Here is a 17,802-nt window from a genome sequence, read left to right as displayed (position 1 = left end):
ATTCATATTGGAGGCGAAGTTCATGGCGGCTGCCGGAATAGAAGCGATAAATGTGTTTGGCGGGACGGCATACCTTGATGTCATGCAGCTGGCGGAGTACAGAAACTTAGACCCTGCCAGATTTGAGAATTTACTGATGAAAGAAAAAGCGGTGGCGCTTCCGTACGAAGACCCCGTTACATTCGGCGTTAACGCGGCAAAGCCGATTATCGACCGATTGACAGAGGCTGAAAAAGACAGAATCGAGCTGCTGATTACCTGCTCGGAGTCCGGCATCGACTTCGGAAAATCACTCAGTACATATATTCATGATTACTTAGGCCTCAACCGGAACTGCCGTTTATTTGAACTGAAGCAAGCCTGTTATTCAGGAACGGCGGGTTTGCAGATGGCGCTTAATTTTATTTTGTCGCAGACATCCCCCGGAGCGAAGGCGCTTGTCGTCGCGACGGATATTTCCCGGTTTTTAATTGCCGAAGGCGGTGATGCGTTAAGCGAGGATTGGTCTTACGCAGAACCGAGCGCCGGAGCGGGTGCCGTCGCCTTATTGATCGGTGAAAATCCAATTGTATTTCAGGCGGATGCGGGCGCCAACGGCTATTACGGCTATGAGGTGATGGATACATGCCGTCCGATCCCGGACAGTGAAGCCGGTGACGCCGACTTGTCATTGATGTCATACCTCGATTGCTGTGAACAGACATTTCGCGAGTACAAAAACCGTGTGCCGGGCGCTGACTACAAAGAGACGTTTCACTATCTAGCCTTCCATACACCGTTTGGCGGCATGGTCAAAGGGGCCCACCGGACGATGATGCGCAAGCTTGCAAAAGCGAAAAACGCTGAAATCGAACAGGATTTTCAAACCAGAGTAGAGCCGGGGCTCCGCTACTGCCAAAGAGTCGGAAACATTATGGGAGCAGCCTCTTTACTGGCTCTTGCAAGCACGATTGACCAAGGGGCATTCGACACTTCTAAGCGGATCGGCTGTTTTTCGTACGGCTCCGGGTGCTGTTCAGAATTTTACAGCGGCGTTGTGACGCCTGAAGGACAAACGCGGCAGCATTCTTTCAAAATAGAAGAGCACCTGAACAACAGGTACAGGCTGTCCATGGAAGAATATGAAGAACTGTTTAAAGGCAGCGGTTTGGTGAAGTTTGGAACCCGGAATGTCAAATTGGATGTGAATATGATTCCGAACATTTTAGACCATCATACCGGAAGCCCTCGTTTGTATTTGGAAGAAATCACGGAATTTCATCGGAAATACAGGTGGATCCCGTGACCTATGAGACGATAAACGTCCGTTTTCAGCAAAATGTCTGCTTCATCACCTTTGATCGGCCTGAAGCCAACAATACGATTAATGAGCGTTTAGTGGAGGAATGCCTGCACGTTCTTTCTGAATGTGAAGACTCCGTGACCTCCGTAGTGCTTGAAGGGCAGCCGGAGGTATTTTGTTTCGGGGCGGATTTTGATGAGATGTACCGGAAAATGAGGCAGGGTATACAGCATGCGGAATCGCAGGAGCCGCTTTACCGTTTGTGGCTGGCATTAAAATCCGGGCCGTACATCACAATCGCCCGCGTCCGCGGAAAAGTAAATGCGGGAGGTGTCGGTTTTGCCGCCGCCTGCGATATCGTCATTGCAGAGGAGAGTGCTTCGTTCAGTTTATCTGAACTGTTATTCGGACTTTATCCAGCCTGCGTTCTGCCGTTTTTAATTCAAAGAATCGGATTTCAAAAGGCGCATTATATGACGATCATGACAAAGCCCGTGCCGGCACGCCAGGCGCTTGAATGGGGACTTTGTGACGTATGCGTCCCGGACTCAGCAACAGAGCTGAGAAAGCATTTGCTGCGCCTCCGCCCGCTGTCGAAAAAAGCAGTCGTCCGCTATAAAAAATACATGGATTCCTTAAACGACCTTGTTCATCGTTCGAAATCCATTGCTTTAGCCGAAAATCAAGCGATGTTTTCAGATCCGGATAACCAATCAGCCATCTTCCGTTATGCAGAAACGGGGCGGCTTCCTTGGGAAACGGAGAACAGTTAGGAGGATATCATGCCGAACGCCGCAGTTGAACTGCTCGAAATTGAACCGGATATTATCCAAGTGACAATGCAGGATAAAGCCCATAAAAACGCCTTCTCCAAAGAACTGACGGATGGATTGATGGAAGCATTCACCCGTATAAAAAAATCGTCAGTCTATAAAGCTGTGATTTTAACAGGATACGGCCATTACTTTGCTTCCGGAGGCACACAGGAAGGCCTGCTCAGGATTCAGCAGGGCATCACGAAGTTTACGGAAGACCGCATGTACTCTTTGGCGCTGGAATGTGATATCCCTGTCATTTCCGCCATGCAGGGCCACGGAATCGGAGGCGGGTTTGTCATGGGGCTTTTCAGTGATTTTGTCATATTAAGCAAAGAAAGCGTGTATACCGCAAACTTTATGAAATACGGTTTCACCCCCGGAATGGGCGCTACCTTTATCGTTCCGGAGAAGCTTGGGGCAAGCCTCGGCCATGAAATGCTGTTAAACGGCGGCCACTACCGCGGCGGTGACCTGGAGAAAAGAGGGGTGCCTTTTCCGGTGCTTCCGCGGCAGGAAGTACTAGACTATGCGCAGGAATTGGCCCGTGAGCTTGCGGAAAAACCGAGAAACTCTTTAATTACATTGAAAAGGCACTTGGTGACGCCGTTTCGCGAGCAGCTTCCGGCCGTCATTGAGAAGGAGTTAATCATGCACGATGAGACGTTTCATGATGATGAAGTGAAAAAACGAATCACGACGATGTACGGAGTATAAGACATACATCTTACATACAGATGAAATGGAGGCAGCTCTATGAAAAGTGATATGAAGGCAAGCGGGTTACTCAAGCCATCTGTCAGCTATGGAAAATCATTGCGGCTTTCAGCGGATCAGCCGATGACGATTCCTGAAGTCCTGCACAAAACCGCCGCGGCAGCGGGAGATCAAAAGGGCATCACATATATACAGCCTGACGGCACCAAAGTGTACCAGACTTACAGCGGCCTGAAAAAGATCGCTCTTTCGATTGTGAAAGGGCTCCGCCAATCAGGAGTGAAGGCTCAGGATGAAGTCATATTACAGCTCAGTGACAATTCCCAGCTGATTCCTGCTTTTTGGGGCTGTGTTTTTTTAGGAGCGATCCCGGTTCCGCTTGCGGCCGCTCCGGCTTATACAGAAATGAACAGCGGGACGCAAAAACTAAAAGACGCCTGGATGCTGTTGAATCAGCCGTATGTCATCACAAGCCGTGACGTGCTGCCGGAAATGACTGAATGGGCGGAGGAGCAGGAGCTTTCCGGGTTTTGCGCTTTGGCGGCAGAAGATCTCAGTGCGCACGAAATGGATACGGACTGTCATCATCCCCGTCCGGAAGATTTGGCGATGCTGCTTTTGACCTCGGGAAGCACGGGCACGCCGAAAGCCGTGATGCTCAGCCATGAAAACATCGTCTGCATGGTCAAAGGAAATATTCAGATGCAGGGCTATACAAGTGAGGATGTCACGTTTAACTGGATGCCTTTTGACCATGTCGGCGGCATCGGAATGCTTCATCTGCGTGATGTTTATCTCGGATGTGAGGAAATCAACATACCGAGCGAATCCATTTTGATGGACCCTTTAAAATGGCTCGACCTGATTGATCATTACCGCGCTTCGGTCACGTGGGCCCCCAACTTTGCCTTTGGACTGCTTGCCGATTTTGCAGAAGAGATTCAAACGCGGAAATGGGACTTATCTTCCATGCGTTACATGCTGAACGGCGGGGAGGCCGCGGTTGCGAAAGTCGGACGCAGAATTATGGAGCTTTTAGAGCCGCACGGTCTGCCGGCTAATGCCATCCGTCCCGCATGGGGAATGTCCGAAACGTCTTCGGGCGTTATTTTCTCAGATGAGTTTACACTGGAAAACACGAGTGACGACGATCGTTTCGTCGAGATCGGTCTGCCGATCCCGGGATTTAATATGAGAATTACGGATGACCGCAATCAAGTGGTGGAAGAAGGAGAAATCGGCCGCTTCCAAGTGTCGGGTCTGACTGTAACGAGCGGATATTATGAGCGCCCGGACTTAAATGAGAGTGTCTTTACAGAAGACGGCTGGTTTGAAACGGGAGATCTCGGATTTTTGCGTGAAGGCCGCCTGACAATAACGGGGCGCACGAAAGATGCCATCATTATTAACGGTGTGAATTATTACAGCCATGCCATTGAATCAGCCGTTGAGGAATTGCCGGAAATTGAAACGTCTTATACAGCGGCATGCGCCGTCCGGCCGAATCAAAGCACGACAGATGAGCTGGCGATTTTCTTTGTGACATCTGTTCCGTTGGATGAGAACCGCATGACGAAGCTTCTTCATCACATTCACCAGCACGTGACACAGAGAATCGGCGTTACCCCTGATTATCTGCTTCCGGTCGCAAAAGAAGACATTCCTAAGACGGCGATCGGGAAAATCCAGCGCACTCAGCTGAAACATTCATTCGAACAAGGGGAATTTGATTCTTTACATAATAACAGACAAGAAGGCGTCAATTCAGACACGGCTTCTGCAGAGAAAGAAATTGAACGGGATTTTATCCGTTTTCTGAAAGAGGAACTTTCCATCGCGGATGAGCTCGTTGATCCAAATACGCCGTTTCAAAGTCTTGGCGTCAATTCCATCAAGATGATGAAACTCGCCAGATCAATTGAAAAAACGTATCACCTCCGGCTGACGGCAAGAGAGCTGCACAAAAACCCGACGATTGGCGCTTTAGCGGCTTATACTGCTGAAAAAGCGGCAAACATGTCAGCGGAGCATCATTCCCAAAAAGCCGAACCGCCGGCAGAACGGGAGAGACGGCAAACGGCGCCAGCGCTTTCAGAAGTCCAAAAAGGGCTGTGGACATTGCAGAAAATGTCGCCTGTAACGACTGCATATCATGTCCCGCTCTGTTTCCGATTCACATCCGGAATCGACAAAGAGAAACTGAAACAGGCGTTTCAGCTCGTATTAAAGCAGCATCCGATGCTCAAAAGCGCCGTGAATGTAACAGACGGCGGGTTTTATTTCATAGAAGCGGCAGATCCTTTTGTATTCTCGGAAGAAGATATTTCTGACGTCAATGAATCACAAATATCCGCTCTGATACGGAAAAAAGTGAAAGAGCCGTTTGTCAAAGAAGGCGGACCTTTGCTGCGCGTGCAGCTGCTTTCAAAATCCGCCGAGGAACATTATCTTTTGACGGTCATTCACCACATCGTGTTTGACGGCATTTCATCCATTACATTTATTCACAGTCTGCTGGATCATTATCAGGCGCTGCTGGAGGGAAAAGAAGAGTTTATGGCCGCCGCTCCCGGCATTCATCCCGATTTCGCGGCTTGGGAAAAGCGGTATTTGGCGGGTGAAGAAAGCAAAGCTGCCCGCGCTTACTGGATGAAACAGCTCGGGGGCGATCTGCCTGACCTTCAGCTTCCGCCGACGCGCACGGACAGCAGTGTTCCGGAGTTTACAGAAGATACGCTGACACGCCGTCTTCCCGAACGGCTGCTGAATAATATAACGGCGTTTGCCGCATCCCGTTCGATTCATTTGTCTACCGTCATGCTGAGCTGTTACATGGTGCTTTTAAGCAAATATACGGATAAGGAAGATATTGTGACAGGCATGCCTGCAATGGTCAGACCCGAAGAACGCTTTGACGGAGTGGTCGGCCATTTCCTCAACATGCTTCCCATACGGAGCAGAGCCGGACGAAAAGAAACATTTGCTGACTTTGTTCAAAAGGTGCAGGATGCCGTTCTGGACGGACTGGATCACTCCTTTTATCCGTTTCCGAAAATGGTGCGTGATGTGCATGCGAACCCCCGGCAGAACGGTTCGCCTGTTTTCAGCAATGCCTTTTTCTATCAGAACTTTCTGCAGCATTCAAGCTATCAATCGATGCTTGATGAATACAAGGGATTCTCCTGTGAGTTTGTAAAAGACATTCATCAGGAGGGGGAATATGACCTTGTATTTGAAATGTGGGAAGAAGCATCGGGCATGGATCTTACGATTAAATACAGCACCGAATTATTCGACGAAGCAGGGGCGGCCAGACTTTTCAGCCAATTTGTACAGGCTGCTGAAGCTTTGACGGCGAATCCGGATATGCCGCTTGAGAACGTTTCTCTCATGACAAAAAGAGAGGAGCACATGATTCTTAAGACTTGGAATGAAACAAGCCGTGAATATCCGGATGCCTGCTTCCATGAATTATTCGAACGTCAGGCGGCAGAAACGCCGGACGCTTGTGCGGTCGTGTATGAACAGCAACAGCTGACGTACCGTGAGCTTGATGAAAAAAGCACGAAGCTGGCGCTCTATTTGCAGGCGCACGGTGCAGGCCCTGATGATCTCATCGGCATTTATACAGACCGATCATTGCATATGGCTGTCGGCCTTCTCGGCATTTTAAAAGCCGGGGGAGCGTATGTGCCGCTTGATCCTTCTTATCCCGCTGACAGATTGGAATATATGATCGCCGACAGCAGGATTTCAATGTGCCTGACGACAGCTGATTTAGAGCACTCTTTGAACTGGGGAGGCGTGCAGACCACTGCCATTGACCGCGATTGGTCTCATATTGAAAGTACAGCCGCGGAAAGACCGTCGCTGAAGCGGTTAGTGACACCTGACGATCTGGCGTATGTCATTTACACGTCGGGCAGCACGGGCAAACCGAAAGGCGTGATGATTCCGCACCGGGCGCTGACCAATTTCTTACTCTCGATGGCGAATGAACCGGGGCTTTCGTCTGAAGACAAACTGCTTGCCGTCACGACATATTGCTTTGACATCGCGGCACTGGAGCTTTACCTTCCTTTAATCAAAGGAGCGGAGTGCAACATCTGTAAGACAGAAGTCACAAAAGACGCACGGAAGCTGAAAGAGCTGATTCAAGAGTACAAACCGACGATCATGCAGGCGACGCCGTTTACATGGAAAATGCTCTTTCATTCCGGATGGTCAAATGAAGAACATGTGAAAATCCTTTGCGGCGGAGAGGCGCTTAGCGAACAATTGAAGCAGCAGTTTCTCGATACGAAAAGCGAGGCTTGGAATATGTTCGGGCCGACAGAGACGACAATCTGGTCCGCGGTGCAGCGTATAACGGAAAATGAGAGCGCGCTTACGATCGGACGCCCGATCGCCAATACCCGCGTGTATATTATGGATTCCGGTCTCAACCCTGTTTTAGAAGGGGTGCCGGGAGAGCTTTGTATTGCGGGAGACGGATTGGCAAGAGGGTATTTCAACAAGCCTGAGCTGACAGATAAAGCTTTCGTCAGCCACCGGCTCGAACTGGGATCAAAGCTTTATAAAACAGGCGATATGGCGCGTTTTCTTCCCGGCGGCCGCATTGAATACATGGGACGGATGGACACCCAAGTCAAAATCCGCGGCTACCGGATTGAACCCGGAGATATTGAGAGCAGGCTGAATGCCCATCCGGCCGTACAGGAAAGTGTAGTTGTTGTGAACAATCACTCCGGAAATGAAAAGCTTTGCGCGTTTTATATCCGGAAAAACGGAGAGCCGCTTCCGTCTGCAAAGGAATTGCGCAATCATTTGAAACAAGCGCTGCCGGCCTATATGACGCCAGCTTCGTTTATCCGTCTTGAAGAGCTGCCGCTCACGCCGAACGGAAAAGTGGACCGCAAGCTTCTTGCTGCGCGCGATCTGACGAAAAAGCAGCCGGACACACAAACATTTTCATCATCTCATATCCAGCAGGCGGTACTGGCGATTTGGCAGGATGTATTGAAAAGCAAAGATATAGAGCTTGATGACCGCTTTTTTGATGCGGGGGGAGATTCGCTTCTTGCCGTGACTGTCACTGACCGGATGACGCAGGAACTGGATTGTGAATTCAGTGTAACGGAGCTGTTTGAATACGCGACGGTAAAAGACATCAGCCGGTATATCGCTGAACAAAAACCGAAAGAAGCCGTTTGGGCTCCTGTACCGCAAAAGAAAGTGAATGCAGAAGACCGGGAACATCCGGCGGGAGAATTTCCCGATTATTACGAGGACAGCCTTGCGGTTATCGGTATATCCTGTGAGTTTCCGGGAGCGAAAGATCATTATGAATTTTGGAATAACATCAAAGAAGGCAAAGAAAGCATCACCTTCTTTTCAAAAGAGGAGCTCCGCCGATTCGGTATTTCTGAAGAACTGGCTGATCATCCCGGCTTCGTTCCGGCTAAATCAGTTTTAGAAGGGAAAGAAATGTTTGATCCCGGTTTCTTCGGCTTTTCACCGAAAGATGCGGAATATATGGATCCTCAGCTGAGAATGCTTTTGCTCCATTCATGGAAGGCAATCGAGGATGCGGGATATATCTCCAAAGAAATTCCGGAAACAAGCGTGTATATGTCTGCCAGCACGAACTCTTACCGCAGCCTGCTGCCGGAGGAGACGACAGCACAGCTGGAAACGCCGGATGGCTACGTGTCATGGGTGCTTGCCCAAAGCGGTACGATTCCGACGATGATTTCTCATAAACTCGGGTTGAAAGGGCCGAGCTATTTTGTCCATGCCAACTGCTCATCTTCGTTAATCGGCCTGCATTCGGCTTTTCAAAGCCTGCAGTCCGGCGAAGCCAAGTACGCCCTTGTCGGCGGTGCGACCCTTCATACGGGAACAAGCGCCGGGTATGTTCATCAGCCGGGGCTGAATTTTTCAAGCGACGGGCATATTAAAGCGTTTGACGCGGATGCTGACGGAATGATCGGCGGTGAGGGAGCCGGCGCCGTGCTCTTAAAAAAAGCGTCTGATGCCGTTAAGGACGGCGACCATATTTATGCGCTGCTGCGCGGAATCGGCGTCAATAACGACGGAGCGGATAAGGTCGGATTTTATGCGCCGAGCGTCAAAGGACAGGCTGAGGTCATTCAGAAGGTCATTGATCAGACGGGCATCCATCCTGAAACGATCGCGTACGTCGAAGCTCACGGCACAGGAACAAAACTCGGCGATCCGATTGAACTGTCCGCACTTCAATCGGTGTACGGCCGATATACAGATAAAAAACAATACTGCGGCATCGGTTCAGTCAAAACAAATCTCGGGCATTTGGATACAGCGGCCGGAATGGCGGGCTGCATCAAGGTTGTCATGAGCTTATATCATCAGGAAATCGCGCCGAGCATCAATTACAAAGAGCCGAACCCGAATCTTCATTTAGAAGACTCTCCGTTTTACGTAACGGAAGAAAAGAAAGAGTTAACCCGTGAGAACAGAGCGCACCGCATGGCTTTAAGCTCTTTCGGTCTTGGCGGAACAAACACACACGCGATTTTTGAACAATATCCGGATGCATCCGAAGCAGCAGACGCTGCCGGTCCGTTCATCATTCCGTTGTCTGCCAGAAAAAAAGATCGTCTGAAGGAGTACGCAAAACAGCTGCTGGCTTTTCTGGAAAGAAAAACGGACACCGACCTCGCTGATCTTGCCTACACGTTCCAAGTCGGAAGGGAAGCGATGGAAGAGCGCGCTGCCTTTATCACAAGCAGCACTGCGGAGCTGAAGCGGCAGCTTGCTGATTTTATCAATGATAAGCCGGCTGTACCAGGCTGCTTCAGAGGAGAAAAACAGCAGGCGAAAGATATTGCCTGGCTTTCTGATGATGATGACAGTGCTGAACTCATTGAGAAATGGCTTGCGAAAGGAAAAGGATCGAAGCTCTGTGAAATGTGGAGTAAGGGTGTCGCCATCAATTGGCACAAGCTTTACAAAGACAAGCATCCGAAACGAATCAGCGTGCCGGTCTACCCGTTTGCAAAGGAGCCGTACTGGCCGAAAAAAGCAGAGAAGAACACATCTGCCGCACACAACGGAGTCTCAGTTTTACACCCGCTCGTGCAGCAAAATACGTCAGATTTAACCCTTCAGAAGTTCAGCTCACTGTTTACAGGATCAGAATTTTTCCTGAAGGATCATGTGGTCAGGGAAAAAGCGGTGCTGCCGGGAGCGGCATATTTGGAAATGTCTTATGAAGCGGTAAAACGGGCGCTTGGCGGCTTATTAAAAGTCCAAGACAGAATAACGCTCCATCATACCATCTGGATGAAACCGATCGTCGTTCACGAACAAGAGCGCCATGTCCATATTGCGCTGTTCCCTGAAGAGGACGGCATCATCTCATATGACATTTACAGCGTAAACGCTGACGATGAAGAAGTGTTGCACAGCCAAGGACGGGCGGAAATCATAAAGGCTGAACAAGATCCTGAGACAGACCTTTCTGCCATACAAAACAGATGCACAGTGGACATTCTTGATCCGGCGGCCTTTTATCGGGAAGGCCGGAGCAGGGGGATGTTCCACGGAAAAGCCTTCCAAGGCATTAAGTCCGCCTTTATCGGCGAGAAAGAAGTGCTTTCGGACATACAGCTTCCGGATTCTGTTTCTCACACGAACGGACAATTTACGCTTCATCCGAGCATCATTGATTCAGCTATTCAGACGGCGACGATCTGCATTATGCAGGAGTTTTCCGGACAAAAGCTGATTCTGCCGTTTGCACTGGAATATCTTGAAGTCGTCAAAGCATGCACGCCGACTATGCGGGCGCATGCACGCTTCAGTGAAGGATATCAAACCGGTGATTCCGTGCAGAAAGCCGACATTGACCTGTTCGACGAAACAGGAGCGCTTTGCGTGAAGGTAAGAGGATTCTCTACGAGAGTGCTAGAAGGCGATGCAGAATCGGCTCAGCGGCTATCAGGCTCGGAAAAGGTCTTGTTTGCACCGGTCTGGAAAGAAGCCGCCGCATCCGAGAAAGCCTCTGTCCATGCTGATGAGCATTTGATCATACTTTGTGAAGATGCCTGCCGTATAAAAGATGAAGCGGCATCCGGCCTGAAAGACGCCGAACTGCTGATTGCAGAAGGTGAGGGTGAAACAGCCGCTGAACGCTTCCAAAGCTACGTGCAGACAATCGCTGAACACATCCGGCGGATCATCAGCGAAAAAAGGCAGGGCCGCATTCTGATTCAGACTGTTATTTCAGCAGACGGCAGCCAGCAATTGTTTGCGGGGTTAACAGGTTTGTTAAAAACAGCCGAGCTGGAATACGGAAAACTTGACTGTCAGCTCATCGAAATGGAATCAATCGGCGAAATGCCGGCTGTCGCTCAAAAACTGAAAAACGACAGTCATCGGCCGCATGATAAACATATCCGTTATAAAGGAGAAAAACGGTATGTGAAGGCTTGGGAAGAAATGCATCCCGCAGGGGGCGGCATCGTCTGGAAGGACGAAGGCGTATATCTGATTACCGGAGGGGCAGGAAGCCTGGGGTTGATGTTCGCAAAAGAAATCGCAGGTCGCGTAAAACACCCGAAAATCATTCTGACCGGCCGCTCAAATCTGGCAGAAGCCAAACAGCGTGAGCTTGCTATGCTTCAGCACTCAGGCGCAAATGTCGTCTACAAAAAGATGAATGCGGCAGACCGGCGGGAAAATGAAGCGCTGATAAAAGAGATTACGGCGGAATTCGGAAAGCTTAACGGAATTATTCACGCTGCGGGAGTGATACAAGACCGCTTCCTGCTGCAAAAAACGAAGGAAGAGTTCAGGGAAGTGCTTGATCCGAAAGTCATCGGAACCGCTTATTTAGATGAAGCCAGCAAAGACTGCAATCTTGACTTTTTCGTATTGTTCTCCAGTGTTTCCGGCGTTCTCGGCAATGTCGGACAGGCTGATTATGCCGCCGGCAACGCGTTTATGGATGCATACGCCGCTTACAGGCAATCCCTTACGGAGAATGGCCTTCGGCACGGAAAAACGGTCGCCTTTAACTGGACGCTGTGGAAAGATGGCGGTATGCAGGCGGGAGACGAGACGGAGAGAATGATGAAAAAAGCTTTCGGCATGGTTCCGCTTCAAAAGGCGTCAGGCCTGGCTGCATTTTATGAAGGAATGGCTCAGGAAAAGCCGCAGCTTTTAGCAGCTGAAGGACACGCTGCAAAATTAAAACAGTCGTTCCTATCCGTTTCTGAAACTGAAAAGCCGCAGATGGAGAAAATAGAGCCTGTATCCGCCGTTTCGGGAGACAAATGGCACGGTGCGCTTATCCGATTGGTCAGTTCAATTTTAAAAGTCGGCCAAAACGAGATTGATATTGATACGGAACTGAGTGAATACGGTTTTGATTCCGTATCGTTTACCGTCTTTACGAATCAATTAAATGAAGCGCATCAGCTGGAGCTGGCGCCGACGATCTTCTTCGAACACGGGACGATCCGCAGTTTAGCAGAGTATTTGACGGATGAGGCAGAAGCCGGCCTTCCTTCTCAGACGGAAGAAAAACACGATGCAGAAGAATCTCTTCAAACGCTTCAGACCGCTTTGACAGCCATGGTAAGCGGCATTTTAAAAGTTGACCGTGAGGACATTGAGACAGATACGGAATTGAGTGAATACGGTTTTGATTCCGTATCGTTTACCGTCTTTACGAATCAATTAAATGAAGCGTATCAGCTGGAGCTGGCGCCGACGATTTTCTTTGAGTACGGAACGATCAGCAATCTCGCCGGATATTTGGCAAAAGAGCATCCGGGCCGTTTCGGCGAAAAGAAGAAAGAGTCTCCGAAAAAAGAGCAGCCAAAAGCCCAAAAACCAAAAATGCAGCGGAAAAAGCGCTTCGCAACGGTAATGAACGCTGCGGCAGTGACACAAGAGCCGCGCCGCTTGGATACGGTTGCCATTGTCGGAATCAGCGGCCGATTCCCGGGCGCGAAGGATATAGAGGAATTTTGGCGCAATTTGAAAGAAGGAAAGGATTCGATCACAACCATTCCGAAAGAACGCTGGGATTGGCAAGCGTTTGATGGCGACCCGAATCTTGAAGGGAACAAAACGAATATCAAGTGGGGCGGCTTTATCGACGGAATAGCTGAATTTGATCCGCTGTTCTTTGGGATTTCACCGCGGGAAGCCCAATATTTAGATCCGCAGCAGCGGCTGTTATTGACTTATGCATGGCGGGCGATAGAAGATGCGGGCTGTAAGCCGGAAAGCCTTTCCGGCACAAATACGGGCGTCTTTATCGGCACCGGAAATACTGGTTATAAAGATTTGTTCACAAGGGCAGGTCTTGCGCCGGAAGGACATGCGGCGACAGGCAGCATGATTCCTTCCATAGGTCCGAACCGTTTGAGCTATTTGTTAAATCTTCACGGGCCGAGCGAGCCGATTGAAACGGCATGTTCAAGCTCGCTTGTGGCGATTCACCGGGCGGTATCCGCTATAGAAAACGGAGAATGCGACATGGCGATTGCCGGGGGAATCAATACGATTCTGACGGAAGAAGCGCATATCAGCTACAGCAAAGCAGGCATGCTCAGCAAAGACGGAAAATGCAAAACCTTCTCCAAAGATGCCAACGGGTATGTCAGAGGAGAAGGCGCGGGAATTCTGATGCTGAAGAAACTGACAGATGCAGAACGTGACGGCAATCCGATTTACGGCGTAATCCGCGGTACGGCTGAAAACCACGGCGGCCGGGCGAATACGTTAACCTCGCCGAATCCGAAACTGCAGGCTGATTTATTGGTGAAAGCATACCGGAAAGCGGGAGTGGACCCGAGCACCGTTACGTATATTGAAGCGCACGGTACAGGAACGGAATTGGGCGACCCGATTGAAATAAACGGTTTGAAAGCGGCGTTTCACGAGCTGGCAAAAACAAATCAAGAGCCCGAAGTCTCCGATCACCGCTGCGGCATCGGTTCTGTCAAAAGCAATATCGGCCATTTAGAGCTTGCCGCGGGAGTATCAGGCGTGATGAAAGTGCTTTTGCAAATGAAACACAAAACGCTGGTGAAAAGCCTGCATTGCGAGACGATCAATCCGTACATTCAGCTTGATGACAGTCCTTTCTACATCGTGCGGGAAAATCAGGAATGGACGGCAGCAAAAGATAGAAACGGAAATGCCATTCCGCGCCGGGCCGGGGTCAGCTCATTTGGCATCGGCGGGGTCAACGCCCATATCATCATTGAAGAGTATGTCCCGAAAGCAGCCGCTCAGCCTGAGCACAGCCCGGAAAATCCGGCAATCATCCTTTTGTCCGCCAAATCAAAAGAAAAACTGTTTGAACAGGCGCAGCAGCTGCAAAAAGCGATCCGTCAAACGCCGTATACAGATCAAGACTTGGCGGGCGTCGCTTATACGCTGCAAACCGGAAGGGACGAAATGGAAGAGCGCTTGGCCATTCTTGCAGCGACGATGGCGGAATTGGAAACAAAGCTCGAAGCATTTACGAAAAATGAGAAAAACATCGCCGGGCTGTATACCGGCCAGTCTCACCGCAATAAAGATACGTTTGCCTTGTTCACGGCAGATGAAGATATGGACATCGTCATTGACGCCTGGATTAAAAAAGGCAAATTCGCCAAGCTGGCAGAGGTATGGGTGAAAGGCGGCGTATTGAATTGGAACCGGCTGTATGAAAAGGGTACGCCGCGTTTACTCAGTCTTCCGTCTTATCCGTTCGCAAAAGACACGTATTGGGTGCCTGAGAATCCTGACAAAAATAAGGTCCATACAGAGGAACGGATGAAACGTATTTTGACGAAACAATGGGAACCGAGCCCGCTCGAACTGCGTGAACCGTGCGCACGTTCCGTTGCGATTTTGACAGGCGGGGACACGATCAATCTCGCAGAAGAGATCGCAGCGCATATGCCGAATCACCGTATCATCACAGCATCAGACCTTACCGGTGAATATGACTGGCAGGCGTTTGGCGGAGTCATCGACCTCCTAGGCGCAGCGAAAGAAGATTCTCAAGACATGGCCGGAATCAAATGGCTTCAGCAATTGATTGAGCATGGGCATAAAGAAGGGATGACACTGCTTTGTGTCACGAAAGACCTTGAGTCATTAAATAAAGAGGCCAATCAAACAACAGGAGCAAAACGGGCCGGTCTGTACAGAATGCTGGCATGCGAGTACGGTCACCTGTCTTCAAGGCATCTCGACCTTGAAGGAGCGCTTTCGGATGACAAACTGGCGAAGCAGATTGCCGATGAGTTTCATGCCCGCACTGATGACGCGGAAGTTTGCCGGAGGGACGGCTTGCGCTACCGCGCCGTATTGAGCGGATCAGAAAATATGAATATGCAAGGCGAGAGAATTGATTTTCCGGACAACCATGTGCTTCTGATCACCGGAGGGACGAGGGGGATCGGTCTTTTATGCGCACGCCATTTTGCCGAACATTACGGAGTGAAAAAACTGGTGCTTACAGGCCGTGAGACCCTTCCGCCGCGAAGTGAGTGGACGGGCGGACTGAATGGGGTGCCGGCTTCTGTAAAAGCGAAAATTGAAGCTGTTCTCGACTTGGAATCCAAAGGTGTACAAGTGAAGGTTTTGTCAGTCCCGTTAGCTGATGAAGCCGGGCTGAGACAGGAACTGAGTCAGATAAAACAGACGCTCGGACCTATCGGCGGCGTGATTCACTGCGCGGGTGTGACCGATAAAGAGACGCTCGCATTCATCAGAAAAACCGATGAAGACATACAGCGCGTGCTCGAGCCGAAAGTAGACGGGCTTCAGGCGTTATACAGTGTGCTCAGCGAAGAGCCGCTGAAGTTTTTCGTCTTGTTCTCTTCCGTGTCAGCTGCGATACCGGCGCTTTCGGCAGGACAGGCCGACTATGCCATGGCTAATGCGTATATGGACTATTTTGCAAACTCATACAAAGAGCAGCTGCCGATCGTAAGCATTCAGTGGCCGAACTGGAAAGAAACCGGAATGGGCGAAGTAACGAACAAAGCTTATAAAGAGAGCGGGCTATACAGCATCACGAATGCAGAAGGATTACAGCTCCTTGACGGCATACTTCTTGAATCAGCAAGGGGCCCGGTGCTGCCGGCCGTTCTGAATCCTAAGCTGTGGAAGCCGGAGCGATTCCTGCGGCGGAGCAGGCAGGATCAGCCAATGAGTCCGGCTATGGTAAAACCGGCGGAAAAAACCGCTTATGCTGCCGCAGACAACGCTCAATTAACAAGGAAAACAGAAGAATGGCTGAAAGAATTATTTTCTGAAGAGCTGCGGATTGACCAGGACCAGCTTGAGACAGACGTATTATTCCAGGATTACGGAGTGGATTCCATTATTCTTGCTCAGCTTCTGCAGCGGATCAATCGGAATCTCTCGGCATCGCTTGACCCGTCAATTCTGTATGAATATCCGACGATTCAATCTTTCGCAAATTGGCTTCTCGAAGGATATACAGAAGTTTTGTCAGAACGGTTTGATTTGGCGGCGGAGCCTGTTAAGAAAAAGCCGGCTGAGCCGGTGATTGAAACACAAGCCGTTAAGTTACAAGAAGAGGCGGCCGGAAAACAGATTCACCGGGAAGATATCGCGGTCGTCGGCATGTCCTGCCGGTTTCCGGGGGCGGCTTCCTTAGAGGCGTACTGGTCGCTTTTGGCTGAAGGCCGTTCGGCTATCGGTCCTGTTCCGGCTGAGCGATGGGGGTTGAAGACGCCTTATTACGCGGGAATGCTTAATGGAATTCATCAATTTGATCCGGACTTCTTTTTACTGGCAGAAGAAGATGTAAAGGCAATGGACCCTCAAGCTTTGGCCGCTCTGGAAGAATGCCTTAACCTGTGGTATCACGCTGGCTATACGCCGGATGAGATAAAGGGAGAAGCAATAGGTGTGTATCTCGGCGGACGCAGCCGTCACAGACCGGGTGAAGAGAAACTGCTGGATGCGAAAAACCCGATCGTCGCGCTGGGTCAGAATTATTTGGCCGCAAATCTCTCTCAATATTTTGATATGCGCGGCCCGAGCGTTGTCCTCGATACAGCTTGTTCTTCTGCTTTAGTCGGAATGAATATGGCCGTGCAGGCTCTTGTAACAGGAGAAATAAAAGCGGCCGTCGTCGGCGGGGTGAGCCTGTTTGAATCAGAAGAAACCCATAAATTATTTGAACAGCGCGGCATATTAAGTAAAGCGCAGTCGTTCCATGTATTTGACGAACGCGCCGATGGAGTCGTGCTGGGCGAGGGTGTCGGAATGGTTCTTTTAAAAACCGTGTCGCAGGCGATTGAAGACGGAGATTCTATTTATGCCGTAGTGAAGGCGGCATCCGTCAATAATGACGGAAGAACGGCAGGCCCGGCTACGCCGAGTCTGGAAGCGCAAAAATCCGTCATGAAGACGGCTCTTGAAAAAAGCGGAAAACAGCCGGAAGACATCACTCATATTGAAGCGAACGGTTCAGGCACGGTCGTGACGGATCTGTTAGAACTGAAGGCCATTCAATCCGTCTACCGTTCAAAAGACGCCGGCCCGCTCGGAATCGGATCTGTGAAACCGAACATCGGGCACCCGCTTTGCGCGGAAGGAATTGCAAGTTTCATAAAAGTTGTTCTCATGCTGAAAGAAAAGAGCTTTATCCCGTTTTTATCAGGCGAGCATGAAAACACACATTTTGATAGAGAAAAGGCCAATATTCAGTTCAGCCGCACTCTGGCAGACTGGCCGTCACCAATGCCGGCGGCAGGAATTAACTGCTTTGCCGACGGCGGAACAAACGCCCACGTCATTGTGGAAGCGTGGCAGGAAGACGAAGGGCGCCGAATCAAGCGCCATCCTTTAACACCGCCTGCATTAAATAAGCGGCTGATTTCGCCGGACAGCAAAGAAGAAACGAACGAAAAAGCTGCGGCAAACATCTGGGATACCTATGAAGTGGAGGTTTAA

The 17,802-nt window shown here is 50.1% G+C and carries 4 protein-coding genes; all 4 read left to right on the top strand.

Going from position 1 to position 17,802, the window contains the following annotated elements:
- The first annotated feature begins 22 nt into the window (after positions 1–22).
- The 4 genes from OQ477_RS05775 to OQ477_RS05760 are packed head-to-tail and all read left to right on the top strand — an operon-like array spanning position 23 to position 17,802.
- Positions 23–1,285, top strand: coding sequence for a hydroxymethylglutaryl-CoA synthase family protein (locus OQ477_RS05775; RefSeq protein WP_265971712.1), 1,263 nt, complete (start codon positions 23–25; stop codon positions 1,283–1,285).
- Complete coding sequence (locus OQ477_RS05770; protein WP_265971711.1) at positions 1,282–2,055, top strand: enoyl-CoA hydratase/isomerase; 774 nt, start codon at positions 1,282–1,284, stop codon at positions 2,053–2,055. Before OQ477_RS05775 ends, OQ477_RS05770 begins: the two co-directional genes overlap by 4 nt.
- A 9-nt stretch (positions 2,056–2,064) precedes the next feature.
- Positions 2,065–2,814: a polyketide synthase gene (locus OQ477_RS05765; RefSeq protein WP_003154094.1), complete on the top strand. Its 750-nt coding sequence runs from the start codon at positions 2,065–2,067 to the stop codon at positions 2,812–2,814.
- Between the two features lie 39 nt (positions 2,815–2,853).
- Complete coding sequence (locus OQ477_RS05760) at positions 2,854–17,802, top strand: non-ribosomal peptide synthetase (RefSeq protein WP_265971710.1); 14,949 nt, start codon at positions 2,854–2,856, stop codon at positions 17,800–17,802.

It is taken from the genome of Bacillus sp. ChL18, from assembly GCF_026241425.1.
In the GTDB taxonomy this organism is placed as follows: Bacteria; Bacillota; Bacilli; order Bacillales; family Bacillaceae; genus Bacillus; species Bacillus velezensis.
This window is presented reverse-complemented; position numbering and strand designations above follow the sequence as displayed.